We start from the raw sequence: 22,627 nt of genomic DNA on the forward strand, positions 1-22,627 counted from the left end.
GATGGCGCGGACCTCAACAGTGTCCCGCACCAGCCTCCCACGAGCATCACCGCGACCCCCTCGGCCTCCTCGGCGGGGGAGGCGACGGAGGGGGAGGGGGTGGCGGAGGCGGCCTCTCGTCCGGCCCGGACGACGGCCGCGAGCCGGGGCGCGGGCCGGGAGGCCGACGCGGTGAGCGGGGAGGCGGCCCGATCGGCCGGACCACGGTCGGTGCGCCGTAGACGTCGTCCTGTTCTGGCGGAACCTCGGGCGGACGCCCGCCGGTCGCCGGCGGCTCGCCCCGCCGGGAGCTCTCGTACGGCCTCGACCGCTCGGCCCTGTCACCCGCGCCCGCGCCCTCGCCGCGCGCCGCCTCCGGCCGCGCGTCCCGCACCTCCAGCAGCTCCTCCGGAAGGCGCAGGTAGGGATTGGTCGCCGGATTCGGCGGCCGGTACGAGGCACTCGGCGCGTACGGTCCCGTCCGCTCACCGGCGACCCCCGTCGGCCCGCGATGCTCGCCCGGACCCTCCGCCGCAGCACTCCCCACGACACCCCGTGCCAGCGGCGCGGCCCGCCACCCCGCCGCCCCCGAGGCACACGCCAGCAGTGCACCGACGCCGCCCGCTCCCGCACCCCACGCGGCCCCCAGGAGCAGCGCTGCCCCGAGATGCCCGCGCAGTTCGAGCCCGGCCCCGAACGCATCGAACCCCAGCACCGACAGCGAGGCGTTCACGGACACCTCCGTCAGCCACCCGACCAACGTCAACGCCAGGGCACTCGCCACCCCCAACCGCACAGCACACCGTCCGGCGAACCCGACAACACCGCCCGATGAGCCCGACCCGGCCCCCCAGCTCCGGCCCGCCCCCGAGCCCGACCGCCCTCCCGCCCCTGGCCCAGCCTCCGCCCCCGGCCCAGTCCCCGAGCCTGCTCCTCGTCCAGCCCCCGCCCCCGCCCCCGGCCCAGCCCCCCGCCCCGCAGCCGCACTCGCCCCCGCATCGAGCACCCCCGGCTCCGTCCCGCCCGTAGCCCCCCCGCCAAACCCCGTCCCGCCCAAGGGTGTTCGTACCGCCGTCAGTACTCCCGCCAGCAGCATCATCAGGGCCGCCGCCACTCCCAGCAGCCATACGCGGCTGTCCAGTTCGGCCAGGCGGGGCAGGGTCACCCGCTGGTCGGTGCCGACCCTGAGGAGGTCGTCGAGGGGGTGTGGGAGGACGTTCGTCAGGGCTCCCGTCGCGTGTCCGTCCCAGGGGACGAACAGGCCGATCGGGATGCCCAGCCAGACCCCGTTCGGCGCGCCGAGCAGCGCCGCTCCAGCGATCCGCCCGGGACGGTCGTCGCCGATCGCCGCGTACGCCGCCGCGGCGAACCCGGCCGCCACCGCCACCAGCAGCACGGTGACGACGGCGGACACCGCCGGCCGCACCACGCGATGCACCGCCTCCCAGCCCCGCGGCAGCGGCGTGCGGCGCGAGGCCAGCAGGGCGATCAGCAGGATGCCGACGCACCAGCCGAGGCCACCGAGCACCGTCGGCGCCAGGTCGACGGAGAAGCCGACCGAGGCCTTCGCGTCGACCAGGCCACCGAGCCGGTCGGGCAGCAGCCCCCCGATGTCCCCGACATCCCCGAGCCCGGGAATGTCCAGGCCGCCGCCTCCTCCTGCTCCCCCGCCCCCGCTTCCGCCGGGCAGGTCGTCCAGGCCCAGCGCGCCCCCGTCGAACGTGATGACGTCGTGCCCCGCCCAGACCAGCCCGCCGAGCATCGCCACGAACAGCGCGACCACCGTGCCGACGCGCGCGAGGAGTTCGGCCGGGGCGATCACGACTCCCGCCGCACGCAGGGACCGCAGGAAGAACCAGGACAGCAGCAGCGCACCCACCAGGCTCACCCCCAATGGCGTGATCTCGATGGCCGTGTCCGCCTCCGCGCCGGTGAGTCCGAAGGCGGACACATCGCCGGACGGAGTCACCGAGCCCCCGGCCCCCAGGGCCACCACCGCAGCCGTCATCGGGCCCAACGAGCCCGCGGAGTCCGCCTCCAGCAGATGCAGCCCGAGCGCCGCCGTCCCCGCCATCCCGATCAACGCCCAGCTCACGGCGGTAACAGCGGCCAGCAGCACGTCCGTCCACGGCAGGCCCCCGCCGCGCGCCGCGCTCCCCCTGCCTTCGACACCCGTGCCGGCACTCATGCAGACCCCCCGATCCGCGGCGCGCAGCGGCGAAGATCGCCGCTTCCGTCCCCCCTCGCGTGCTTTTACCACTCTCCGGGCAGGTTTCAACCCCGTCAACGGGAACGGCCGATACGCTTGCGCACGCTCTTCACAAGGCCCGACTTTCGGTCAGGGGGCCGCTACTGAAATAGTTCCCCCCGATGTTCGACATCCCTAGACTCCCTGCCAATGGGGGTAACTCGGGGGACAACTCAGTGGGGCTGGAGTGCCGGAACTCGTACTGGAATTGCACGGACGCACCTGGACGCTCGATCCGTCCAGGACATACACCCTCGGACGTGATCCGCAGGGAGATATCGTCCTCGACGACGCCAGGGTCTCCTGGCGTCACGCCACGGTCAGCTTCAACGGCCGCAGTTGGGTCGTCGAGGACCACGGCAGCACCAACGGCACGTTCGCGCAGGGCCAACGGGTCCACCAACTGGAGCTCGGCCCCGGCTCGGTGCTGCACCTGGGCAACGCGACGGACGGGCCGCGGGTGGATCTGACGGGGGCACAGGCGCCCGTCGCGCAGCCGCAGCAGCAGCCCTTCGCCGCGCAGGCCGCGAACCCGGGCTGGGCCCAGCAGGCCCCGCAACCGCAGGTCGCGCAGGCCGCCCAGGCCGGCTGGCAGCAGCCGCAGCAGGCCGCACCGCAGGTCCCGCAGCAGGGACCGGCCGCGGGCTACGCGCAGAACGTTCCCGGTGGTGGCGCGGGGGCGCCGCCGGTCTACGGCGACCGCAGCCCCACCACGTTCCACCATTTCTCCCTCGGCCGCGTGATGCGCATCGGCCGTGCCCTGGAGAACGAGCTGGTCGTCTCCGACCTGCAGGTCTCCCGTCACCACGCCGAGTTCCACTCGACGCCCGACGGCCGCATGGAGATCCGCGACCTCGGCTCGCACAACGGCACCTACGTCAACGGCCAGCCGATCCCCAAGGGCGGCTCGGTCCAGCTGGGCCCCGCCGACATCGTCGGCGTCGGCCACTCGACGTTCCGGATCGTCGGCGACCGGCTCGAGGAGTTCGTCGACACCGGTGAGGTCTCCTTCTCCGCCCGTCACCTGACCGTCACGGTCGACGGCGGCAAGCAGATCCTCAAGGACGTCTCCTTCGGCGTCCCGGAGAAGTCGCTGATCGCGGTCATCGGACCGTCGGGTTCCGGCAAGTCCACCCTGCTCAAGGCGCTCACCGGCTACCGGCCCGCCAACCAGGGCGACGTCCTCTACGACAACCGCAACCTCTACAAGCAGTTCGCCGAGCTGCGCCAGCGCATCGGTCTGGTCCCGCAGGACGACATCCTGCACAAGGAACTGACCGTCAAGAAGGCCCTGAAGTACGCGGCCAAGCTCCGCTTCCCCGCCGACACCACCCCGGCGGAGCGCGACACCCGCATCGACGAGGTGCTGCGCGAGCTGAAGCTGGACATCCACAAGGAGAAGAAGGTCACCTCCCTCTCCGGCGGCCAGCGCAAGCGCGTCTCGGTGGCTCTGGAGCTGCTCACCAAACCGTCGCTGATCTTCCTCGACGAGCCCACCTCGGGCCTCGACCCGGGCATGGACCGCGACGTCATGCAGCTGCTGCGCGGCCTCGCCGACGACGGCCGCACGGTCCTCGTCGTCACGCACTCCGTGGCCGAACTCGCGATCTGCGACAAGCTGCTCGTGATGGCCCCCGGCGGCTCCGTCGCCTACTTCGGGCCGCCCGAGGAGGCGCTGAACTTCTTCGGCTACGACACCTGGGCCGACGTCTTCTCCGCCTTCGAGAACTACCGCGACTACGACTGGGCGGGCCGTTGGAAGGGCTCGCAGCACTACCAGATGTACGCCGCGGACATCGACGCCATCGCACCGCAGTCCGTACAGATGCCGCCGATGCAGGCGATGAAGCCGCCGAAGCCGCAGGGCTGGATGTCGCAGTTCGTCACACTGGTGCGCCGCTATGTCTCGGTGATCGCCTCCGACAAGGGCTTCCTGGCCCTGACGGTGATCCTGCCGGCCGTCCTCGGCGCGGTGAGCCTGCTCATCGACTCGGGGAACAGCCTGCTGCCCAACCCGGTCAACCCGAAGTCCGGCCGGATCATCCCCAACGGCACGGCCACCACCGTCCTGCTCATCCTCGCGGTCGGCGCCTGTTTCGCGGGCGCGGCGAACTCCGTCCGTGAGCTGATCAAGGAACGGGTCATCTACGAGCGGGAGCGCGCCACCGGCCTGTCCCGCTCCGCGTACCTGATGTCCAAGGTGTTCGTGCTCGGCGTCATCACCGTGCTGCAGGGCCTGATGGTCGGCGTGATCGGCTTCGCCAGCCGGGAGATCCCGACGGAGGGCCTGGTCCTCGGCAACGCCACCATGATCGAGCTCTCCATCCCGATCATGGCGCTGGGCTTCACCTCGATGATGTTCGGCCTGGTCATCTCGTCGCTGGTGAAGACGGCCGAGAAGACCATGCCGCTGCTGGTCATGTTCGCGATCATCCAGGTCGTCTTCACCGGTTGCCTGTTCGCCCTGAACGGTGCTGTCGGCGTCAACCAGTTCTCGTATCTGATGCCCTCGCGCTGGGCCGTCGCGGCCGCAGGCGCCACGCTGGACTTCAACAAGATCAGCCCGCCCAAGGACGGCGGCGAGACGGACCCCCTGTGGGAGCACACCGTCGGCGCCTGGGGCATGGACATGGCCGCGCTGATCGTCCTCGGCGTGATCTGCGGCTTCTTCGTGGCCCGCTTCCTGCGCCGCCACGAGCCCGAGGTCATGCGCAAGTAGACGCTCACGCAGTACGCCACGCAGTACGCCGATGGGCGGCGCCCCGTAGCGGGGGTGCCGCCCATCGGCGTATGAAAGGGGGTGCTCAGTACGCGCTGTTGACGTTGTCGATCGAGCCGTACTTGTCGGCCGCGTAGTTCGCGGCGGCGGTGATGTTGGCGACCGGGTCGTAGATGTTCCAGGACGTGCCGGAGACGTGGTACGAGGCGAACGTCGGCGGGATCACCTGCAGCAGACCCTTGGACGGGATGCCGTTGATGGCGTTGATGTCCCAGTCGTTGATCGCGTTCGGGTTGCCCGAGGACTCCCGCATGATGTTCTTGTGCAGGCCGTGGTAACTGCCCGGGATGCCCTTGGACTTCATGATGTCCAGGGAGTGCTTGATCCAGCCGTCGAGGTTGTCGGCGTATTTCTTGACGCCGGCCTTCTTGATCACGACGCGCTTGGCGGACCGGCTCGCGGCCTCCTGCGCCTTGCGTGCGGCAGCGGCCTTCTTGGCGGCGGCTGCGACGGCAGCCTTCTTCTCGGCGGCGGCCTTCTTCTGCGCGGCGGCTGCGGCGGCGGCCTTCTTCTGCGCGGCGGCCTCGGCGGCGGCCTTCTTCATGGCTACGGCGTCAGCGGCGGCCTTCTTCTTCGCCTCGATGGCGTCGACCTTCACGCTCGCCTGGGCCAGCTGGTCGGTCACGCTGGCCTTGACGTCCTGCACCGGCTGGGACCTGTAGGCGACCGGGGCCGAGGAGACGGCGTCCGTAGTGGTCGTCTGCGCGTCGGCCGGCACCACGGAGAAGGCGAGGGCGGCGGCGCCGAGGGTGGCGGCACCCGCGATCGCGATCTTGTGAGTGTTCTTGGGCATGGCGGAAGGACCTCTTCGAATAGCGCGGAGGTCGCTCTCCTCGTCCGACGGCGGACAGCGGGTGCTTTCGGCACGAACGCCGCGGGGAAGACCCACGGCGCTGAGCGACGAGAGCAATTCTTAGCGGCCGCAAAATGGGCAGGCAAAGGTGTGACGTACGATCCTCGATAGTGGATCAGGGAAGGGCAAAACGGGACAGATGGAACTATCTGCCCCGCTCACATGGGTCCTCTTTATCTCCTATTGACCCTCGTAGGTGATCTGCGCCCTATGTGCGGGCTCACACGACCCTCGCCCCGTTCTCACTGCTGGTTGCCAAAGCAATGCTCTGTGTCAGGGGCCTCCGCCGGGAGGATGAGGTGCAGGTCTCCGAACTCGTGCCACAGGTAGCGCCCGCGCAGCGCCTCGTCGTAGCCCCGGTCGACGGCCGCCCGTCCCGCCACCGCTTCCAGCATCAGCAGATGCGAGGCCTCCGGCTCATGCAGCCCGGTCAGCAGCCCGTCCACCACCCGCACCCCGCGCGCGGGAGTGACGACGAGATCCGTCCACCCCGCACGCGCGCGTACAACCCCGTCCACCCCGGCCGCCGACTCCACGGCCCGCACGGCCGTCGTACCGACCGCGATCACCCGCCCCTCCCCGGCCTTCGCCGCGTTGATCAGCCGGGCCGACGCCTGCGGCACCGCGAACCGCTCCGGATACGGCGGCTCGTGCGCCTCCGCCGAGGCCACCCCGGTGTGCAGCGTGATCGGCGCGAACTGCACCCCCCGGCTCACCAGCTCCGCCACCAGCCCCGGCGTGAAGGGCCGCGCCGCACTCGGCATCTCCGCGCTGCCCGCCCCGTCGGCCGACGGCAGCGCGAACACCGTCTGATAGACGGACAGCGGCTGATCCCGCTCCGTATAGGAGTACCGGATGGGACGCCCGTGCTCCCGCAGCAGCCCCGGCACCGCCCCGCCGGGGGACACCCGCGCCCACCACAACCGCCCGCTCCCCGGACTCAGCGGCTCCTCCAGCACCAGCTGCACACCCCCGGGCAGCCGCACCCGCGTCCCCGCCGGCCCTCCCGCACGCGCACGCGTGGTGCCCTTGCCGTCCGGATCCCGCAGCTCGACCGCCCACCGGCCGTCGTCCCCGCGCGTCGAGAAGTGCACCACCACGCGCGCGTGCCCGACCCGCCCGTCCGCGGCCGCCGCCAGCGTCGGCGAGGTGTTCACCACGAGCAGGTCCCCGGCCCGCAGCAGGCACGGCAGCTCCCGGAAGGCGTGCCGCGCCACCTCCGTCCCCCGCGACACCAGCAGCCGTACGTCAGCACGGTCCCGCCCCGGCCCACGCTGCTCGGCCGGCACCCGCGCCGACAACTCCTGCGGCACCCTGCGCCGCTCTCGACCGGGCTCGAGCGGGTGGACCCCCACGGCCAACGTCATCGCCGTCCCTCCAGCAGCGCCGGAGCCGCGTACCGCCCGCTCGCGGGGCGCTCGTCCAGCAGCCGCACAAAGGCCGGCGCCACCTCGGCCGGATCCGGCCGAGGATCGTCGTCGTCCGGTACGGCCGCCGCGTACAGGTCCGTGGCCATGTCCCCGGGGTCCACCGCCCACACCCGCAGCCCCGGCTCCTCCTCCCCGAGCACCGCCGCCAGCTGGTCCAGGGCCGCCTTCGACGCCCCATAGCCGCCCCACGTCTCGTACGCCTCGGCGGCCGCGTCCGAACTGACGGTGATCACCGCACCCGCCCGCGCCCCGTGCAGCAGCGGCAGCGCCTCCTGGACCAGCCCCAGCGCCGCCACGACATTCACCTCCAGCGCCCGCCGCAGCCCGTCCAGCGACAGCTTCTCCAGCCGTACCAGCGGCTCGGCGCCCAGCGCACTGGCGTTGTTCACCAGCAGGTCGCACCCGCCCAGCCGCCCGGCCGCCGCCACCAGCTCGGCCCGGTGCCCCGCATCCGTGACATCCCCCGCGCGGGCCTCGACCCGGACCCCGTACGACGCCACGGCCGCAGCCGTCTCCTTCAGCACCTCCGCAGTCCTGGCGTCGAGCACCAGATCCCAGCCCCGCGCGGCCAGCGCCTGCGCCAACGCCCGCCCCAGCCCCTTCGAGGCACCCGTGATGATCGCTACCGGCATGACAACCGTCCCCTCGTCCGATCCGCCTCCGTTCGGCGATGCCCCCAACCTAGGAAGCGGCCCCCGCCCCCGCCTCGGACGCAGGACGCAAGCGAAAGGGTCCCTTAGCCGTACGCCCCCACACCCCCTCCCCGCGCCCTAAGCCGCCGTACCGAGGACCTCCGACCTAGGTCTCCCGCCGCAGCCCGCGGCCGTCACAGGTCCGATCCGCGCTGTCACACCCCGCCGGTACCGTGAGGGCATGAGTCAAGGCCCCCGGTCCGGCCTCGCCGCGGTGAGCACCGCGCTGCTGGCCATGAGCAGGCACCTGGAGGTGCGCGACGTCCTCAAGACGATCGTCGCCTCCGCCCGTGAGCTGCTCGACGCGCAATACGCCGCTCTGGGCGTGCCGGACGACCACGGCGGGTTCGCCCAGTTCGTCGTCGACGGCGTCAGCGACAAGCAGTGGAAGGCCATCGGCCCGCTCCCGCGTCAGCACGGCATCCTCGCCGCGATGCTCCAGGAGGCCAAGGTCGAGCGCCTCGCCGACGTCCGCGACGACCCCCGCTTCGAGGGCTGGCCGTCGGCGCACCCGGACATGTCAGACTTCCTGGGCCTGCCCATCCGCGACGGCGACGAGGTCATCGGCGCGCTGTTCCTCGCGAACAAGAACTGCCCCAAGCCCGACGGCGGCTGCGGCTTCACCGAGGACGACGAGGAACTGCTCTCGATCCTCGCCCAGCACGCCGCCATAGCCCTCACCAACGCCCGCCTGTACGAGCGCAGCCGCGAGCTCACCATCGCCGAGGAACGCTCCCGGCTGGCCCACGAGCTGCACGACGCGGTCAGCCAGAAACTGTTCTCCCTGCGCCTCACGGCCCAGGCGGCCGCGGCCCTCGTCGACCGCGACCCCTCGCGCGCGAAGGGCGAGTTGCAGCAGGTCGCCGCACTGGCCGCGGAAGCGGCCGACGAACTGCGCGCCGCGGTGGTGGAGCTCCGGCCCGCCGCCCTCGACGAGGACGGCCTCGTCGCGACCCTCCGCACCCAGATCCAGGTCCTGGACCGCGCCCACAGCGCGCGCGTGACCTTCACCAGCCACGGCGTCCGCGCCCTGCCCGCCGCCCAGGAGGAGGCCCTGCTGCGGGTCGCCCAGGAGGCCCTGCACAACGCGCTGCGCCACTCCGGAGCGCAGCGGGTCGAGGTCACCCTCCACAAGCGCGGCCAGGACACGGTCCTGCGCGTCACGGACGACGGCACCGGCTTCGACCCGACGACGACCCGCAGGGCCGGCCGCCACCTGGGTCTGGTGTCGATGCGGGACCGGGCGAGCGGGATCGGCGGCACGCTCACGGTGGAATCGGGGCCCGGCAAGGGAACCACGATCGAGATGGAGGCTCCCGGTGGCTGACGCAATCAAGGTGCTGCTCGTCGACGACCACCAGGTCGTCCGCAGGGGCCTGCGCACCTTCCTCGAAGTGCAGGACGACATCGAGGTCGTCGGCGAGGCCGCCGACGGCGCCGATGGAGTCGCCCTCGCCGAGGACCTGAAACCGGACGTCGTCCTGATGGACGTCAAGATGCCGGGCATGGACGGCGTCGAGGCCCTCCGCAGACTCCGCGAACTCGCCAACCCCGCGCGCGTCCTCATCGTCACCAGCTTCACCGAACAGCGCACGGTGGTCCCGGCCCTGCGCGCGGGCGCCGCCGGGTACGTCTACAAGGACGTGGACCCCGACGCCCTCGCCGGCGCCATCCGCTCGGTCCACGCCGGCCACATTCTGCTCCAGCCGGAGGTCGCCGGCGCGCTCCTCTCCCAGGACGAGGCCAACTCGGGCCAGGGGAGAGGCGGTTCGCTCACCGAACGGGAGCGCGAGGTGCTCGGACTGATAGCGGACGGCCGCTCCAACCGCGAGATCGCCCGCGCCCTGGTCCTCTCCGAGAAGACGGTCAAGACGCATGTCTCGAACATCCTGATGAAGCTCGACCTCGCCGACCGCACCCAGGCCGCGCTGTGGGCCGTACGCCATGGCGTGGCCGGCTGAGACAGACCGGACCGGCAACAGGGAAGGTTAACTTCCGATCCGAGATTCATACCGTCGTGGGAATGTCCCCCGGATGGCGCATCCTTCGCGGGCCCCCGCCGTTCTCCAGTGCGTGCCGCGGCGACTGCCGCGGTCATCGCTAGGAGGGGTCAGAAGTGAAGAACCTGAAGAAGGCAGCGGCTGTGACGATGGTGGCCGGCGGGCTGATCGCCGCGGGCGCCGGCATGGCCTCCGCCACCGAGGGCGCCACGGCCCTCGGCGAGGCCAAGAGCTCGCCGGGCGTCGTCTCGGGCAACCTCGTCCAGGCCCCGGTAGCCGTCCCGGTCAACGTCGTCGGCAACAGCGTGAACGTCATCGGCGTGCTGAACCCGGCCTTCGGCAACCAGGGCCTCAACCACTGAGGACCCGCCCGAACCCGCAGTGACCTCCGGCCTCCCCCGGCCCCCACCGGGGGAGGCCGGCCTGCTTGCCCCTTGCCCTGCCGGAACCTTTTCAACGCAGGCCCGCACACTCAGCCCGTCCGGCGCTTGAGGACGAGGCCCTTTCAGGGCCGAAGGGGGGTCTGGGGGCACAGCCCCCAGGGACGCCCACACCAGCAGACGCCAACCAAGAAACAAACCCTCACCGCACCCCCCGCTCCCGCCCCTCCACAACGGAGTTGTACGCGGCGACCTGCGCCCGCCGAGCCGTCCGCTCAACAGGCCGCAACGCCTCCGCCCGCGCCGCCATCTCCGCGGAGCTCACCGCACCGCCCGGCCCGTTCTCGAACGCCAGCGACACCAGCAGCCCCACCCGCTGCGCCATCTCCAGCACCCGCACCGCCCGAGGCGGATACCCCGGCGCCAACACCTCCCGCCCCCTCCCGCCCGTCGCCCGACCGCCACCCCTCAACGAGGCGCTTCGCGCCGACCCGTCGACTCGAGCCCGGTACGCGTCGATCGCCGCCTCCGCCACCGGCCCCGACCCCGCCAGGTCCAGCCGAGACAGCACCGCCGTCGCGTCCCGCAGCGCCTCCGCCAGCTCCCGCTCCGCCTCGCCCAGCGACGGCACATCGGCCGGCGGAGCCTCCCGCACCGGCAGGCAGTGCCACCCGACCTCGACGTGCACATCACCCTCGGGCCCGGCCTCGTACACCTCGGGCACGAGCCCGTACCCGGCGCCGTGACAGACCACCGCCTCCTCCGCCTCCAGCGCCCGCGCGTTGAACTCGGGCGGCCCGCTGAGGCCCAGCGGATGCCCCGGCGCGGGCAGCGCCACCCGCAGCCCGCTCACGCCGAGCGTCCGCAGCCGCCCCAGCGCGAGCGTGAGCCCGACGGGCCCGGACTCGCCGGGCAGCCCCTCCACCCGGTGCAGGGCGTCCTCGCCGACGATGGCGACGACGGCATCATCCGGTGAGACAAATCCGGCCAACAGGGCATTTCCCCAAGCGGCGAGGCGACCAGAGCGCGGTTCCGAGAGCATGCCCCCACCCTAAGGACCAGACCGATGGAACGGGCCGCCCGACCGGTGGCGTAGATTTTCCCGAAGGGGCCGCGCCCACCCACGCGCGGCGGTCCGAGCCACAAGGCGCCCGCGACAACCGACCGGCCACACTGCAAGGGGAGACAACGCGCTCATGAGCGATGTTCTGGAGCTTCAGGACGTATCCGTGGTCCGTGAGGGCCGGGCTCTCGTGGACCAGGTCTCCTGGTCGGTCAAGGAGGGCGAGCGCTGGGTCATCCTCGGTCCCAACGGGGCCGGCAAGACGACCCTCCTGAACATCGCCTCCACCTACCTCTTCCCCAGCGCCGGCACCGTCTCCGTCCTCGGCGAGACCCTCGGCAAGCCCGGCACCGACGTCTTCGAGCTGCGCCCGCGCGTCGGCATGGCCGGCATCGCCCTCGCCGACAAGCTCCCCAAGCGCCAGACCGTCCTGCAGACCGTGCTGACCGCCGCCTACGGCATGACCGCCGGCTGGCAGGAGGAGTACGAGGACGTCGACGAGCAGCGCGCCCGCGCCTTCCTCGACCGCCTCGGCATGAGCGAGTACCTCGACCGGAAGTTCGGCACCCTCTCCGAGGGCGAGCGCAAGCGCACCCTCATCGCCCGCGCCCTGATGACCGACCCCGAGCTGCTCCTCCTCGACGAGCCGGCCGCCGGCCTCGACCTCGGCGGCCGCGAGGACCTCGTACGCCGTCTCGGCCGGCTCGCCCGCGACCCCGTCGCCCCCTCGATGATCATGGTCACGCACCACGTCGAGGAGATCGCCCCCGGCTTCACCCACGTCCTCATGATCCGCCAGGGCAAGGTCCTCGCCGCGGGCCCGGTCGAGCTCGAACTCAGCTCCCGCAACCTCTCCCTCTGCTTCGGCCTCCCGCTCGTCGTGGAACAGGTCGGCGACCGCTGGACGGCCCAGGGTCTGCCGCTGTCCTGACCCGGTGATGCCCCCTGTGCGCCCTGTCCCCGACGGGACCCGCGGCCCTACCATGACCGTGTGAACGACATCGACGCATGGGTGTGGTGGCTCGTCGGCGCGGCAGCGCTCGGAATCCCGCTCGTCGTGACCGCGATGCCCGAGTTCGGCATGCTCGCGGTCGGCGCCGTCGCCGCCGCGATCGCCGCGGGCCTCGGCCTCGGAGCCGTCGCCCAGGTGCTCGTCTTCATCGTCGTCTCCGTCGCCCTCATCGCCGTCGTACGCCCCATCGCGATCCGCCACAGCAAGCAGCGCCCCCAACTCGCCACCGGCGTCGACGCGTTGAAGGGCAAGCAGGCCGTCGTACTGGAGCGCGTCGACGGCTCGGGCGGTCGTATCAAGCTCGCCGGGGAGGTCTGGTCGGCGCGCGCACTCGACACCGAACGCGCCTACGACGTGGGGCAGGAAGTCGATGTCGTGGACATCGAAGGGGCCACGGCGATCGTCATCTGACCATGCACAACTCCCGCACGACGCAAGTGAACAGAACACCTCGCGAGCCGCACGACGGTCTGACAGACTCGACCAGCAAGATCTTCAACAGACATTAAGATCTTCCGAAAGCGCCGAGGCGAAGAAAGGTACGGGGAGCCGCGATGGAACCGGTCATCATCGTCCTGGTCATTCTGGTGGTGTTGGTCTTCATCGCCCTGATCAAGACGATCCAGGTCATCCCGCAGGCGAGCGCCGCCATCGTGGAGCGCTTCGGCCGCTACACGCGCACGCTCAACGCGGGCCTCAACATCGTCGTCCCGTTCATCGACACCATCCGCAACCGCATCGACCTGCGCGAACAGGTCGTACCGTTCCCGCCGCAGCCGGTGATCACCCAGGACAACCTGGTGGTCAACATCGACACGGTCATCTACTACCAGGTCACCGACGCCCGGGCCGCGACCTACGAGGTCGCCAGCTACATCCAGGCGATCGAGCAGCTCACCGTCACCACCCTGCGCAACATCATCGGCGGCATGGACCTGGAGCGGACCCTGACCTCCCGTGAGGAGATCAACGCAGCCCTGCGCGGCGTCCTCGACGAGGCCACCGGCAAGTGGGGCATCCGCGTCAACCGCGTAGAGCTCAAGGCGATCGAACCGCCCACCTCCATCCAGGACTCGATGGAGAAGCAGATGCGCGCCGACCGTGACAAGCGCGCCGCGATCCTCACCGCCGAAGGCACCCGCCAGGCCGCCATCCTCACCGCCGAGGGCGAGAAGCAGTCCCAGATCCTGCGCGCCGAAGGTGAGGCCAAGGCCGCCGCCCTGCGCGCCGAGGGTGAAGCCCAGGCGGTCCGCACGGTCTTCGAGGCGATCCACGCCGGCGACCCGGACCAGAAGCTCCTCTCCTACCAGTACCTCCAGATGCTCCCGAAGATCGCCGAGGGCGACGCCAACAAGCTCTGGATCGTGCCCAGCGAAATCGGCGACGCCCTCAAGGGCCTGTCCGGCGCCATGGGCAACTTCGGCAACTTCGGCGGCGGTTCGGGCGGCGGAAACTCCGGCAACGGCAGCGGCAGCGAACGCCGCGAGAAGCCGTCCATCGACTGAGAGTTCTCTTCGACTCCGGTCAGTTCCCCGCGCCTTGAAGGGCGCGGGGAACGTTCGCGTTCGATGTGCGGCTCCGCCGCGTGGGCGCCACCAGCCACATGCGCCCACAGACAAACAGCCGACCCCAGCGAACCGCTACGCGGCCTCTCCCGCCAACCAGTCCGGCAGGGCAGCGAAGTCCTCCTGCCCCAAAGCCAACAGCATCGCGTCCGCCGGCGTCGGCTCGAACGGCTGCCGCAGCAACGGCATCTCCGCCTGCTCCGGAGTCCGGTCCGCCTTACGGTGGTTGTCCTCGGCGCACGAGGCGACCGTGTTCAGCCACGAGTCCTGACCCCCCTGCGCCCGCGGCACCACGTGGTCCACGGTCGTCGCCCGGCGACCGCAGTACGCGCACCGGTGCCGGTCCCTGACCAGCACACCCCGCCTCGACCACGGGGCTTGTCTTCGGAACGGCACCCGCACGTACCTGCACAGCCTGATCACCCGCGGCGCCGGTATGTCGACCTCGGCTCCGCGCATCCGCAGCTCGGGGTGGGCCTGCTCGACGACGGCCTTGTCCTGAAGCACCAGAACGACGGCTCGGTTCAACGTCACCGTCGACAGCGGCTCGAAGCTCGCGTTCAGTACCAGCGTGTCCCGCATACCAGCCCACCTCCTGTGTGCACCGGCCCACCCCGTGGCGGGCTGGGATCAACTCTGGCCGGGCACGCCGAGATGGACAACGCAATATCTGCTGCTCCACGGGAGGTGACCCCCGCGACCCCCGGCAACAAAATGCCCGCCTCTGATCACTTCCAAGACCAGAGGCGGGCAAACGTTCAATGAACGATGAGCTGACTCATCCCTCCGTGGGATGTTCGTACTCACCGATCAGCTGGGCGCGGGCGATCGCATGGAACCGCAGGTTGAAGCCCACGACGGCAGGCGAGGCGTCCGCGTCCGGACCGAGCTTGTCCTGATCCACCGCGTACACCGTGAAGACGTACCGGTGCGGCCCGTCCCCCGGCGGCGGAGCGGCGCCGCCGAATTCCTTGCTGCCGTAGTCGTTGCGCGCCTGCACGGCACCCGCCGGCAGACCCTTGAACGAGCCGCTGCCCGCACCGGCCGGCAACTCGGTCACCGAGGCCGGGATGTCGAAGACCACCCAGTGCCAGAACCCGCTGCCCGTCGGAGCATCGGGGTCGTAGCAGGTCACGGCGAAGCTCTTGGTCCCGGCCGGGAAACCCTCCCACCGCAGCTGCGGCGAGGTGTTGCCCGCCGCAAACACCTGCGCGTCCTTGAGCGTCGCCCCCTCCTGCACGTCCTCGCTCGTGACCGTGAACGACGGCACCGGCGGATGGAAATCGTGGGGCAGCGGCCGCCTCTTCGGTTCGGTCACCTCGACACACCTCCTGGTAGATCGAAAAGCACTCCCTCCGGAGCCTACGACCTACACGCCGTCACATACCGTTGCCCGATGCCGGATCAGCGATCATTCACCAGCCGCAGGCGGCGCCGAAGAACCCTGGCCGTCGCCCTGCTGTCCATGCGGCTCGTCGGCACCCAGCAGACCCTCTTCCGCTCCGGCGGCTACGGCTGCTTCCGCATCCCCTCCCTCATACGCACCAAGGCAGGCAGCCTCCTCGCCTTCGCCCAAGGCCGCCACTTCCCGTCCTGCGCCGACCGCGGCCCCATCGACATCGTCGCCCGAGGCTCCACCGACCACGGCCGCACCTGGGGCCCGATCAGGACCGCCCTCTCCGGCAGCGACACCGACCCCGAAGCGCCGTACACCCGTGACAACGCCACCCCCGTCGCCGACGACACCACCGGAAACGTCTTCCTCGCCTCCACCGGCGAACCCGTCACCCGCGGCACCCGCCTGCCGTACGTCCACAAGAGCACCGACGACGGCCTCACCTTCGGCGCGCCGCGCGTCCTCACCCGGCTCAGCGGCAAGACCAGCGGCTGGTTCGCCACCGGCCCCGCGCGCATCCACCTCGCTGTCCGCAACGAACTGGACGACACCAAGCCCCACCGCACCCACGCGATCAGCACCGACGGCGGCGCCACCGTCGGCCGCCACACCGTCGCGAACCTCACCACAGCCCAGATCCAGGCCTCGGTCCTCGCCCTGCGCCACACCTACCAGGACCCTCCCGGCGACCCCCTCGTCCTGGCCGCCCCCAGCGGCAGCACCGGCCGCGAGAAACTGCGCATCCGCTACTCCACCGACCGCGGCACCACCTGGACCGACGCACCCGACGGGCAGCTCAACGCCGACCGCGCCGACTACTCCGACCTCGCCGAACTCACCGGCGGCGAACCCGGCCTGGTCTACGAGGGCGGCACCGACTCCTCCACCGCGAACATCTGCTTCAGCCGCTTCACCCCGACGGCCATCGGACTCCCGGGCACCTTCGACGGAACGATCCTCCCGCAGCCCACCCCCGACGCCGGCCCCACCACCCCGACAGCACACCGGACGCCAACGACGCCCACCTCACCGGCACCACGGCGGCCGTCAGCGGCAGATTTCGGCAGGCGCTGAACTTCCCCGCCCCGGCCTACGCCCCGGACACCGCCTCCCGCACGGGCACCGCCTGGCACCACGTGGTCCTTCAACACAAGGGCACCCAACTCACCCTCTCCGCCGACGGCACGCCAGGCACCCCGGCACGATCCCGGCGGGCTCCGTCACCACCCGCCTCACGGGCTCCCTGGACGAGTTCCGCCTGATCCGCCGGACCCTCACCACGGACGAGCTCACCGCCTGCGCGAGACGAACACCGACCCCACGGACCGGGCCGCGGTCGTCCACCTCGCCTTCGAGAAGGTCACCACCCAGGGCTACGCCCGCATGTGACGACTCTGGTTCAGCACACGCGGAGGGCCCGGAACGCACACGGCGTTCCGGGCCCTCTACGCGTAACCGCCTCAGAACCAGTTGCGCTTGCTGCCGACCTCGGACAGCCACTGGTTGAGGTACGCCGCCCAGTCGGTCCCCTGGTAGTCGTGCAGACCCACCTGGAACGAACGGAACGTGTCACTGCCCTCGCTGAACAGGCCGGGCTTCTTGTCCATCTCCAGCACGACGTCCATCGCGTGCTCGTCGGCCACGAAGCTCAGCTCGACCTGGTTCAGCCCCCGGTACTGCGACGGCGGGAAGAACTCGATCTCCTGGTAGAACGGCAGCTTCTGTCGCGTCCCCCGGATGTGACCGCGCTCCATGTCCGCGTTCTTGAAGCGGAAGCCCAGCTGGATGAAGGCGTCCAGGAGCGCCTTCTGCGCCGGCAGCGGATGGACGTTGATGGGGTCCAGGTCGCCGGAGTCCACAGCGCGGGCGATCTCCAGCTCGGTGGTCACCCCGATGTGCATGCCGCGCAGCGGCTGCCCGTCGATCGTCGTGACCGGCGTCTCCCAAGGGATCTCGAGCCCGAACGGCACCGCGTGCACAGCACCCGCCTGCAGCTCGAAGGCACCCCCGAGCCGCAGCTTCGTGAACTCGATGTCCTGCTTGTACTCCTGGTCGCCGCTCTCGACCTCGACCTTGGCCTGCAGCCCGACCGACAGCCCCTCGATCTGCTGGTTGACGGACCCGCCCTGGATCCGCACCTCACCCTGGACGACGCCGCCCGGAACGACGTTGACCTCGGTCAGCACCGTCTCGACCGAAGCCCCGCCGGCCCCCAGACTCGCGAGCAGCTTCTTGAACGCCATGTCTCTCCCTCGTGACCTTCTACGACCTCAACTACGGGATCCCTTGATCCCTACAAACGCGATCCGGACGTGGCCGGTTCCGCGCTCCACACCCTGGCAAGCCGAGCGGCGGCTGACCACCCCGACGCACCCACTGCTCTGCACTACGCTCGGAGGGCATGATCGCGACCCCCGACCGTACGCCCCTCCCCAGGACCTTCTTCGATCGCCCTGTCCTGCAGGTCGCCCAGGATCTCCTCGGCCGCCTCCTCCTCCGTACGACCCCCGACGGTCCGATCACCCTGCGCCTCACGGAGGTAGAGGCCTACGACGGCCCCAACGACCCCGGCTCGCACGCCTTCCGGGGACCCACGGCCCGCAACAGCGTGATGTTCGGCCCGCCCGGACATGTGTACGTCTACTTCACCTACGGCATGTCAAGGCAGTCAGCATGAACGTTGACCTCCTCGCCCATCCTGCTGAAGAGGTCGCCCCCAGGCTGCTCGGGTGCGTCCTCACCTGCAAGACCCCCGAGGGAACCGTGAGCATCGCCATCACGGAGACCGAGGCGTACTCCGGTACGGCTGACCCAGCTTCCCATGCCTACCGAGGCCAGACACCCCGTAACGTCGTCATGTTCGGACCCGCAGGACACCTGTACGTCTACCGGTCCCACGGTCTCCACTGGTGTGCCAACGTCGTCACCGGGACGGACGGCATCGCCTCGGCTGTCCTCATCCGGGCAGGCAGGGTCATCGAGGGGGAAGACCTGGCACGCAAGCGACGAGGGGAGAGGGTCGAGAGTCCACGGCTTGCCCGAGGTCCGGGGAACTTCTGCCAGGCACTCGGCATCACGGCGGAGCACAACGGCGCAGACCTCCTGACAGGTACCTCGGTCGTGTTGTCCGAGGGTGAGTCGGTGCCTACCGCGCTCATCCAGGTTGGTCCTCGGGTAGGCGTGAGCAGGGCCCATGACTGGCAACACCGGTTCTACCTTGCCGGTGATCCGACGGTCTCGGCGTACCGACTGAGCCCGAGAGCCAAGCCGCCCGCCGGAGCCTGAGCCGCTGTACGCCTTGCTCGCGGCCCGCCGGGGCGTGGGTGCCCCTACGGGGATCACCCCGATGTGAATGTTTGGGAGGTAGGACAGGGACGCCAGCCGGTCCATCTGCTCCGCCAGTGCCAGTGGGGAGACGACCGGCCAGCGAACCGCCTGCTCGGTCAGAACGAACGTGAACCGCTTCGAGGCGTCGTAGAGGACGGCTTGCCGTCCCAGCTTCCCGGCTACCGCCCTGCTCGTGTCGGCCGTCGAGTGGGCCAGGCTCGCCCGTACGTACTCCGGGGTTGCGAGCAGTCCGGTAACCATCGAGAGCAGGAAGTAGCGCATGTGCGTAGAGGACGCTTCGAGCGACTTCAGCTCGGCCTGTCTCGTACCGAGCCCCTTGCGCCGAAGTTCTCGGAGGTTCCGCCACTCAGTGTTCGCCATCCTGGCGAGGGCAAAGACCTCGGCAACCAGTTCCGGCGGAGCGTCCAGCGCTCGCAAGATCTGCTCGACATCGACCAGGGACGGCCGTGTCCGGCCGTTCTCGATGCGAGACACCTTCGACTGGGACATGTTGCAGCGCGCTGCGAGCCGGTCCCCAGAGAGGCCGGCTCGCTTGCGCAAGTCCCTAAGCAGAGAGGCGAGTTCGGTACCAGACTCGCCAAGCTGCTCAGCTTCGAACGTCACTCCTTCACGCGCTCCGCGTACTCAAGGAAGGGAACCGACTCGGCAACAGCGATGCGCTGCCACTCGATAAACGGCGCAGGGTCACCCTCGTGCAGTTCCCGGCTGATCTGCGTGCCGTCGCCCTCGTAGTGCATCAGGACGACCGTGGAGCGGTCGAACATCCAGAAGTCCCCGACATCCGGCAACGGGTTCTCGCGCTCGGTCACGTCAAGGATGCGGATGTCCTCCCCGGCGAGCACGTGCGGTGCGTAGTACCGAGAGAACTCGAAGCGCAGGTACTCGGAGAGCGGTCGAGTCAGGACGTGCACTCGACCCTTGCTCCTCCCCTCACCGCGCAACCGCCTCAGGTCCTCCGTGTAGGCCGACGAGTAGGTGTCCGGGTCGACGCGCTTGCCTGCGCGGAAGGCTTCGAGTTCTTCCGCCTCCTGCGGTACGAGGTACTCGGGCAGGGTCTCCAGCCGCCACGCCTCCGACTGGAAGCCTCGGAGCATCGCCCGCCACTCGTCACCATCCAAGAGCACGAACGGCCTCCCGAAGAACGCTCTCGGGGATCTCCACGAGCCCTTACCCCTGTGGGGGAGTGAAGGCGTCGGACACGTCGCCCTGAACCACGATGGAACCGGAGGCGGTGCGGTAGACGTTCGGGCAGTCGTCCTCTCCACACGTGCCGTTGCCGTTGCCGGTGAGCCGAGTCAGTTCTTCGCGTGCCATGCGGAACCCCCTTGACTTGTCGGCCCGGTCGGGCCGCCTGAGAGGACCGTACGGGCGCCGCTTGCGGCCGTCCATGCACGGACGTGACTCACGCACGTTGTTGCATGAACTGGGGGCGAGAGGGGCGCACAGAGGCTCTGGGGGATGTCCGGTTCTTCCTCGCCGGGTATGACGATGGGCCCCGCCCTACTCGCGTCAGACAGGGCCCGTGCTCACTGAGCGCCGGCACCCGGCTCGGCCCTCCTCGATCGGATCTCAGGGGTTCCGGAACGTGATCCGGCAGTGCTCGGCCTTGAAGCTTCGGACCCCTCGACCGCGCGGCATCAGCTCGACTCGCTCGCAGACCTGCGTGACGACGGTCCGCACGTAGTCGATGCGGTCGGGGTCCTCGTAGTCCAGTTCCTCCCACAGGTAACTCGATGTCGCCCAGGTCGACGCGCACCCGCTTCGCTGCCAGGTCTGCCAGCTCGGCCCGGATCTTGGTCAGGTCGGCGTCACATCTGCCGATGCCCGTCCGCAGGGTCGACCCGTCGATGTCTCCTACAGCGAACATCTCCGCCAGGGCGGTGCGCCTCTCGGACGCGGCAGTCTCCTCGGCCAGCAGTTCGGCCTCTCGCTCCTCGTCTCCGTTGTCCGTGGCCGGTGCCGCGTTCCACTCCTCGGCCTTGTCGATGACCTTCGGGACCACGAAGGAATCAAGAGCATCTGCCGGGCAGGTGATGCACCGGCCACCTGAACAGGTGTAGATGCGGTACCGCTCGCCTGCCGCGTTCTTCTTGCTCCACCCCTGAGTGGCGACGGCCTGACACTTCGAACAGCGGACGACGCCGGACAACAGGGCCTTGCGCTTGCCGCCGCCGCCCGTGTTGCGCTCGGGATCGCTCAGGTAGCGGACCAGTGCCCGGAACATGCCCTCGGAGACGATCGCCTCCCAGTTGCCCGCACCGGTCTCCTCGGTCAGCCGCACCCGCTTCCCGTCCGGTTTCTCGACCCACTGCGAGTACGTTTGGATTCCCGCGTTCCTCGGCTTCAAGAGGACACCCCGAAGGTTCGAGCTGCGCCACTCCTTGCCGTGCGGCGAGAGCAGTCCACGGGCGTTCCAGTCCTTTGCGATGGACCAGAGGGAGACACCGGTCAGGACATCCCGGTACGCCTGCCGTAGGGCTTCTGCCTCTGCCTCACGGTGCCTGCCATCGCGCTCGAAGCCGAACGGGCGAGTACTCCAGAAGGGCCTGCCCGACTCTCTACGGCGCTGGTGTCCGAGTACCTGCCGCTCTACTCGCATCTCGGTCTCGTTGCGAGCCACCACAGCGCCGGTGCGAGCAGCAAGACGGCCGGACGGGGTGGACAGGTCGAGCACTCCCTGAGCCTGTGCGGCGGCCAGCGTGACGCCGGTCGACTCGGCCAGGTCCACCAGGTCCTCAAGATCCCAGGGAGTGCGGTACATGCGGTCGAAGTGGCGAGCCACGATGGCGTCTGCCTTGCCGTCCTCCACCAGAGCCTTGACGCGCTCCCACTCGTCGCTTCGCTTGGCTCCCGCTTGGTCGAGGCTGACGTGTCCTTCTCGACGATCACGGCTACGACGGACCAGCCGTTCCGGTCGCACAGCGCCTGACTCAGCTCGACCTGTTGTGTCAGGTTCCCGCCCTTGGACTCTTCGCCCCTCGGGGTGGGGCTGAGCCTGGCGTAGATGATCGCTCGCACTGCATATCTCCTGCTTGTCGTTGCCTTGCAACGACATACATGCTTGGTGAGTCACCTACGGCATGTGGCACTGCATGAACCTCGTGTCCGGAGGGCAGGGCGAGCGCCGTCCTGCTCCGCGCCGGCGAGATCATCGAAGGCGCCGAGTCGGCCCGTAAACGTCGACTCTCGGCCCGAAACGACATGGAACTGGCCAAAGGACCTGCCCGCCTGGCCACCGCCCTGGACGTGGGCCGTGCCCTCGACGGCACGGACGCCTGCGCCACCGAGGACACCCCCTTGAGGGTCCTGACCGGTACCCCGGTCCCCTTCGACCAGGTACGCAGTGGTCCGCGCACCGGAGTCTCCGGTGACGGCGCCGTCCACCCCTGGCGGTACTGGGTCGCCAACGACCCTACGGTGAGCCCCTATCGGGCCCACGCCCCCAGGCAACGCCGAAGTTGACTCGCTGTTGGCCGGGGCGTAACGTAGCCCGAGCCGCTTGACCCGGGTACGGCATTCGCCAGCAGCCGGAAGCGGCCAACCCACTACCTACAACGCCCCTCAACGGGAGCGAGTTCGGCATGTCCGCATGCCCGAATTCCAACTCGGTGGAACTCGATTATGAGTTGCAGAGGGAATCGGCTAACGTAGTGAATGTCGAAAGGTCGACGGAGCGAAAGCCCAAAGCCCAAGACAATCCCCCCGACAGGGAATCGGATCAAGAAAAAGATCTGATAGAGTCGGAAACGCAAGACCGAAGGGAAGCGCCCGGAGGAAAGCCTGAGAGAGTCTCTCGGGTGAGTACAAAGGAAGCGTCCGTTCCTTGAGAACTCAACAGCGTGCCAAAAATCAACGCCAGATATGTTGATACCCCGTCCCCGG

Annotated in this window: 20 protein-coding genes and 3 pseudogenes; 11 read left to right on the top strand and 12 right to left on the bottom strand. The window is 69.9% G+C overall.

Features of this window, described 5'->3' with window-relative positions:
- Positions 1–46: 46 nt before the first annotated feature.
- Positions 47–2,167 carry a streptophobe family protein gene (locus ACIBTS_RS19445; RefSeq protein WP_399320773.1) on the bottom strand — a complete coding sequence of 707 codons (2,121 nt, stop codon included), beginning with the start codon at positions 2,165–2,167 and terminating at the stop codon, positions 47–49.
- Between the two features lie 247 nt (positions 2,168–2,414).
- Here ACIBTS_RS19445 and ACIBTS_RS19450 point away from each other — a divergent pair, with 247 nt between their 5' ends.
- Positions 2,415–4,946 (top strand): FHA domain-containing protein, encoded by a 2,532-nt coding sequence (locus ACIBTS_RS19450; RefSeq protein ID WP_399320775.1) that lies wholly within the window; start codon positions 2,415–2,417, stop codon positions 4,944–4,946.
- Positions 4,947–5,031: 85 nt separating this feature from the next.
- Here ACIBTS_RS19450 and ACIBTS_RS19455 read toward each other — a convergent pair whose 3' ends face one another.
- From ACIBTS_RS19455 to ACIBTS_RS19465, 3 genes are all read right to left on the bottom strand, one after another.
- The gene (locus ACIBTS_RS19455) at positions 5,032–5,799 is read right to left on the bottom strand and encodes a transglycosylase SLT domain-containing protein (RefSeq protein ID WP_399320776.1); all 768 of its coding nucleotides are present in this window, start codon (positions 5,797–5,799) and stop codon (positions 5,032–5,034) included.
- Between the two features lie 302 nt (positions 5,800–6,101).
- On the bottom strand, positions 6,102–7,226 hold the full coding sequence (locus ACIBTS_RS19460) for an S-adenosylmethionine:tRNA ribosyltransferase-isomerase (RefSeq protein ID WP_399320778.1): 1,125 nt from the start codon (positions 7,224–7,226) through the stop codon (positions 6,102–6,104).
- Entirely contained in the window at positions 7,223–7,921 is a 699-nt protein-coding gene (locus ACIBTS_RS19465) for an SDR family NAD(P)-dependent oxidoreductase (protein ID WP_399320779.1), read from the bottom strand. The genes ACIBTS_RS19460 and ACIBTS_RS19465 overlap by 4 nt, the downstream gene beginning before the upstream one ends.
- Before the next feature lie 241 nt (positions 7,922–8,162).
- Here ACIBTS_RS19465 and ACIBTS_RS19470 point away from each other — a divergent pair, with 241 nt between their 5' ends.
- The 3 genes from ACIBTS_RS19470 to ACIBTS_RS19480 all read left to right on the top strand — a co-directional run bounded on the left by ACIBTS_RS19470 (position 8,163) and on the right by ACIBTS_RS19480 (position 10,343).
- Positions 8,163–9,308, top strand: a complete 1,146-nt coding sequence (locus ACIBTS_RS19470) for a GAF domain-containing sensor histidine kinase (RefSeq protein WP_399320780.1) — start codon at positions 8,163–8,165, stop codon at positions 9,306–9,308.
- Positions 9,301–9,942: a response regulator transcription factor gene (locus ACIBTS_RS19475; protein WP_319677672.1), complete on the top strand. Its 642-nt coding sequence runs from the start codon at positions 9,301–9,303 to the stop codon at positions 9,940–9,942. Before ACIBTS_RS19470 ends, ACIBTS_RS19475 begins: the two co-directional genes overlap by 8 nt.
- 155 nt (positions 9,943–10,097) lie before the next feature.
- Entirely contained in the window at positions 10,098–10,343 is a 246-nt protein-coding gene (locus ACIBTS_RS19480; RefSeq protein ID WP_079663202.1) for a chaplin, read from the top strand.
- A 220-nt stretch (positions 10,344–10,563) separates the two neighbouring features.
- Here ACIBTS_RS19480 and ACIBTS_RS19485 read toward each other — a convergent pair whose 3' ends face one another.
- Positions 10,564–11,403, bottom strand: a complete 840-nt coding sequence (locus ACIBTS_RS19485; protein WP_399320781.1) for a hypothetical protein — start codon at positions 11,401–11,403, stop codon at positions 10,564–10,566.
- A gap of 154 nt (positions 11,404–11,557) precedes the next feature.
- On the opposite strand from ACIBTS_RS19485, the gene ACIBTS_RS19490 reads away from it, so the two are divergent.
- The 3 genes from ACIBTS_RS19490 to ACIBTS_RS19500 all read left to right on the top strand — a co-directional run bounded on the left by ACIBTS_RS19490 (position 11,558) and on the right by ACIBTS_RS19500 (position 13,941).
- The gene (locus ACIBTS_RS19490) at positions 11,558–12,355 is read left to right on the top strand and encodes an ABC transporter ATP-binding protein (protein ID WP_079663204.1); all 798 of its coding nucleotides are present in this window, start codon (positions 11,558–11,560) and stop codon (positions 12,353–12,355) included.
- 60 nt (positions 12,356–12,415) lie between these two features.
- Positions 12,416–12,847, top strand: coding sequence for an NfeD family protein (locus ACIBTS_RS19495; RefSeq protein ID WP_319338225.1), 432 nt, complete (start codon positions 12,416–12,418; stop codon positions 12,845–12,847).
- A 143-nt stretch (positions 12,848–12,990) separates the two neighbouring features.
- The gene (locus tag ACIBTS_RS19500; protein WP_399320782.1) at positions 12,991–13,941 is read left to right on the top strand and encodes an SPFH domain-containing protein; all 951 of its coding nucleotides are present in this window, start codon (positions 12,991–12,993) and stop codon (positions 13,939–13,941) included.
- A 135-nt stretch (positions 13,942–14,076) separates the two neighbouring features.
- On the opposite strand, the gene ACIBTS_RS19505 is transcribed toward ACIBTS_RS19500, so the two are convergent.
- A complete protein-coding gene (locus ACIBTS_RS19505; RefSeq protein WP_319677192.1) occupies positions 14,077–14,583 on the bottom strand; it encodes an HNH endonuclease in 507 nt (168 codons plus the stop codon).
- Positions 14,584–14,779: 196 nt separating this feature from the next.
- A complete protein-coding gene (locus ACIBTS_RS19510) occupies positions 14,780–15,319 on the bottom strand; it encodes a YbhB/YbcL family Raf kinase inhibitor-like protein (protein ID WP_319677193.1) in 540 nt (179 codons plus the stop codon).
- Between the two features lie 78 nt (positions 15,320–15,397).
- Here ACIBTS_RS19510 and ACIBTS_RS19515 point away from each other — a divergent pair, with 78 nt between their 5' ends.
- Complete coding sequence (locus tag ACIBTS_RS19515) at positions 15,398–16,471, top strand: exo-alpha-sialidase (RefSeq protein WP_399320784.1); 1,074 nt, start codon at positions 15,398–15,400, stop codon at positions 16,469–16,471.
- A 386-nt stretch (positions 16,472–16,857) separates the two neighbouring features.
- Here the strand turns inward: ACIBTS_RS19515 and ACIBTS_RS19520 are convergent, their stop codons facing one another.
- Complete coding sequence (locus ACIBTS_RS19520) at positions 16,858–17,640, bottom strand: sporulation protein (RefSeq protein WP_319677747.1); 783 nt, start codon at positions 17,638–17,640, stop codon at positions 16,858–16,860.
- A 158-nt stretch (positions 17,641–17,798) separates the two neighbouring features.
- On the opposite strand from ACIBTS_RS19520, the pseudogene ACIBTS_RS19525 reads away from it, so the two are divergent.
- A pseudogene (locus ACIBTS_RS19525) lies at positions 17,799–18,056 on the top strand (DNA-3-methyladenine glycosylase); the annotation flags it as partial.
- A gap of 14 nt (positions 18,057–18,070) precedes the next feature.
- Complete coding sequence (locus ACIBTS_RS19530; protein WP_399320813.1) at positions 18,071–18,682, top strand: DNA-3-methyladenine glycosylase; 612 nt, start codon at positions 18,071–18,073, stop codon at positions 18,680–18,682.
- Between the two features lie 45 nt (positions 18,683–18,727).
- Here ACIBTS_RS19530 and ACIBTS_RS19535 read toward each other — a convergent pair.
- The 4 genes and pseudogenes from ACIBTS_RS19535 to ACIBTS_RS19550 all read right to left on the bottom strand — a co-directional run.
- Positions 18,728–19,348, bottom strand: a pseudogene (locus ACIBTS_RS19535) (Scr1 family TA system antitoxin-like transcriptional regulator); the annotation flags it as partial.
- The gene (locus ACIBTS_RS19540; protein WP_399320785.1) at positions 19,345–19,869 is read right to left on the bottom strand and encodes a DUF6879 family protein; all 525 of its coding nucleotides are present in this window, start codon (positions 19,867–19,869) and stop codon (positions 19,345–19,347) included. The pseudogene ACIBTS_RS19535 and the gene ACIBTS_RS19540, both read right to left, overlap by 4 nt.
- A gap of 43 nt (positions 19,870–19,912) precedes the next feature.
- Positions 19,913–20,059, bottom strand: coding sequence for a hypothetical protein (locus ACIBTS_RS19545; RefSeq protein ID WP_399320817.1), 147 nt, complete (start codon positions 20,057–20,059; stop codon positions 19,913–19,915).
- A gap of 88 nt (positions 20,060–20,147) precedes the next feature.
- The gene (locus tag ACIBTS_RS19550; RefSeq protein WP_399320787.1) at positions 20,148–21,665 is read right to left on the bottom strand and encodes a recombinase family protein; all 1,518 of its coding nucleotides are present in this window, start codon (positions 21,663–21,665) and stop codon (positions 20,148–20,150) included.
- A gap of 151 nt (positions 21,666–21,816) precedes the next feature.
- Here ACIBTS_RS19550 and ACIBTS_RS19555 point away from each other — a divergent pair.
- Positions 21,817–22,207, top strand: a pseudogene (locus tag ACIBTS_RS19555) (DNA-3-methyladenine glycosylase); the annotation flags it as partial.
- Positions 22,208–22,627 lie beyond the last annotated feature (420 nt).

Source organism: Streptomyces sp. NPDC050121 (assembly GCF_044460385.1).
GTDB classification, from domain to species: domain Bacteria; phylum Actinomycetota; class Actinomycetes; order Streptomycetales; family Streptomycetaceae; genus Streptomyces; species Streptomyces soliscabiei.

Coding starts and splice junctions, on each gene's coding strand:
- ACIBTS_RS19445 (WP_399320773.1), bottom strand. CDS start 2,167: ATGAGTGCCGGCACGGGTGTCGAAGGCAGGGGGAGCGCGGCGCGCGGC.
- ACIBTS_RS19455 (WP_399320776.1), bottom strand. CDS start 5,799: ATGCCCAAGAACACTCACAAGATCGCGATCGCGGGTGCCGCCACCCTC.
- ACIBTS_RS19460 (WP_399320778.1), bottom strand. CDS start 7,226: ATGACGTTGGCCGTGGGGGTCCACCCGCTCGAGCCCGGTCGAGAGCGG.
- ACIBTS_RS19465 (WP_399320779.1), bottom strand. CDS start 7,921: ATGCCGGTAGCGATCATCACGGGTGCCTCGAAGGGGCTGGGGCGGGCG.
- ACIBTS_RS19470 (WP_399320780.1), top strand. CDS start 8,163: ATGAGTCAAGGCCCCCGGTCCGGCCTCGCCGCGGTGAGCACCGCGCTG.
- ACIBTS_RS19485 (WP_399320781.1), bottom strand. CDS start 11,403: ATGCTCTCGGAACCGCGCTCTGGTCGCCTCGCCGCTTGGGGAAATGCC.
- ACIBTS_RS19490 (WP_079663204.1), top strand. CDS start 11,558: ATGAGCGATGTTCTGGAGCTTCAGGACGTATCCGTGGTCCGTGAGGGC.
- ACIBTS_RS19500 (WP_399320782.1), top strand. CDS start 12,991: ATGGAACCGGTCATCATCGTCCTGGTCATTCTGGTGGTGTTGGTCTTC.
- ACIBTS_RS19505 (WP_319677192.1), bottom strand. CDS start 14,583: ATGCGGGACACGCTGGTACTGAACGCGAGCTTCGAGCCGCTGTCGACG.
- ACIBTS_RS19515 (WP_399320784.1), top strand. CDS start 15,398: ATGCCGGATCAGCGATCATTCACCAGCCGCAGGCGGCGCCGAAGAACC.
- ACIBTS_RS19520 (WP_319677747.1), bottom strand. CDS start 17,640: ATGGCGTTCAAGAAGCTGCTCGCGAGTCTGGGGGCCGGCGGGGCTTCG.
- ACIBTS_RS19530 (WP_399320813.1), top strand. CDS start 18,071: ATGAACGTTGACCTCCTCGCCCATCCTGCTGAAGAGGTCGCCCCCAGG.
- ACIBTS_RS19545 (WP_399320817.1), bottom strand. CDS start 20,059: ATGGCACGCGAAGAACTGACTCGGCTCACCGGCAACGGCAACGGCACG.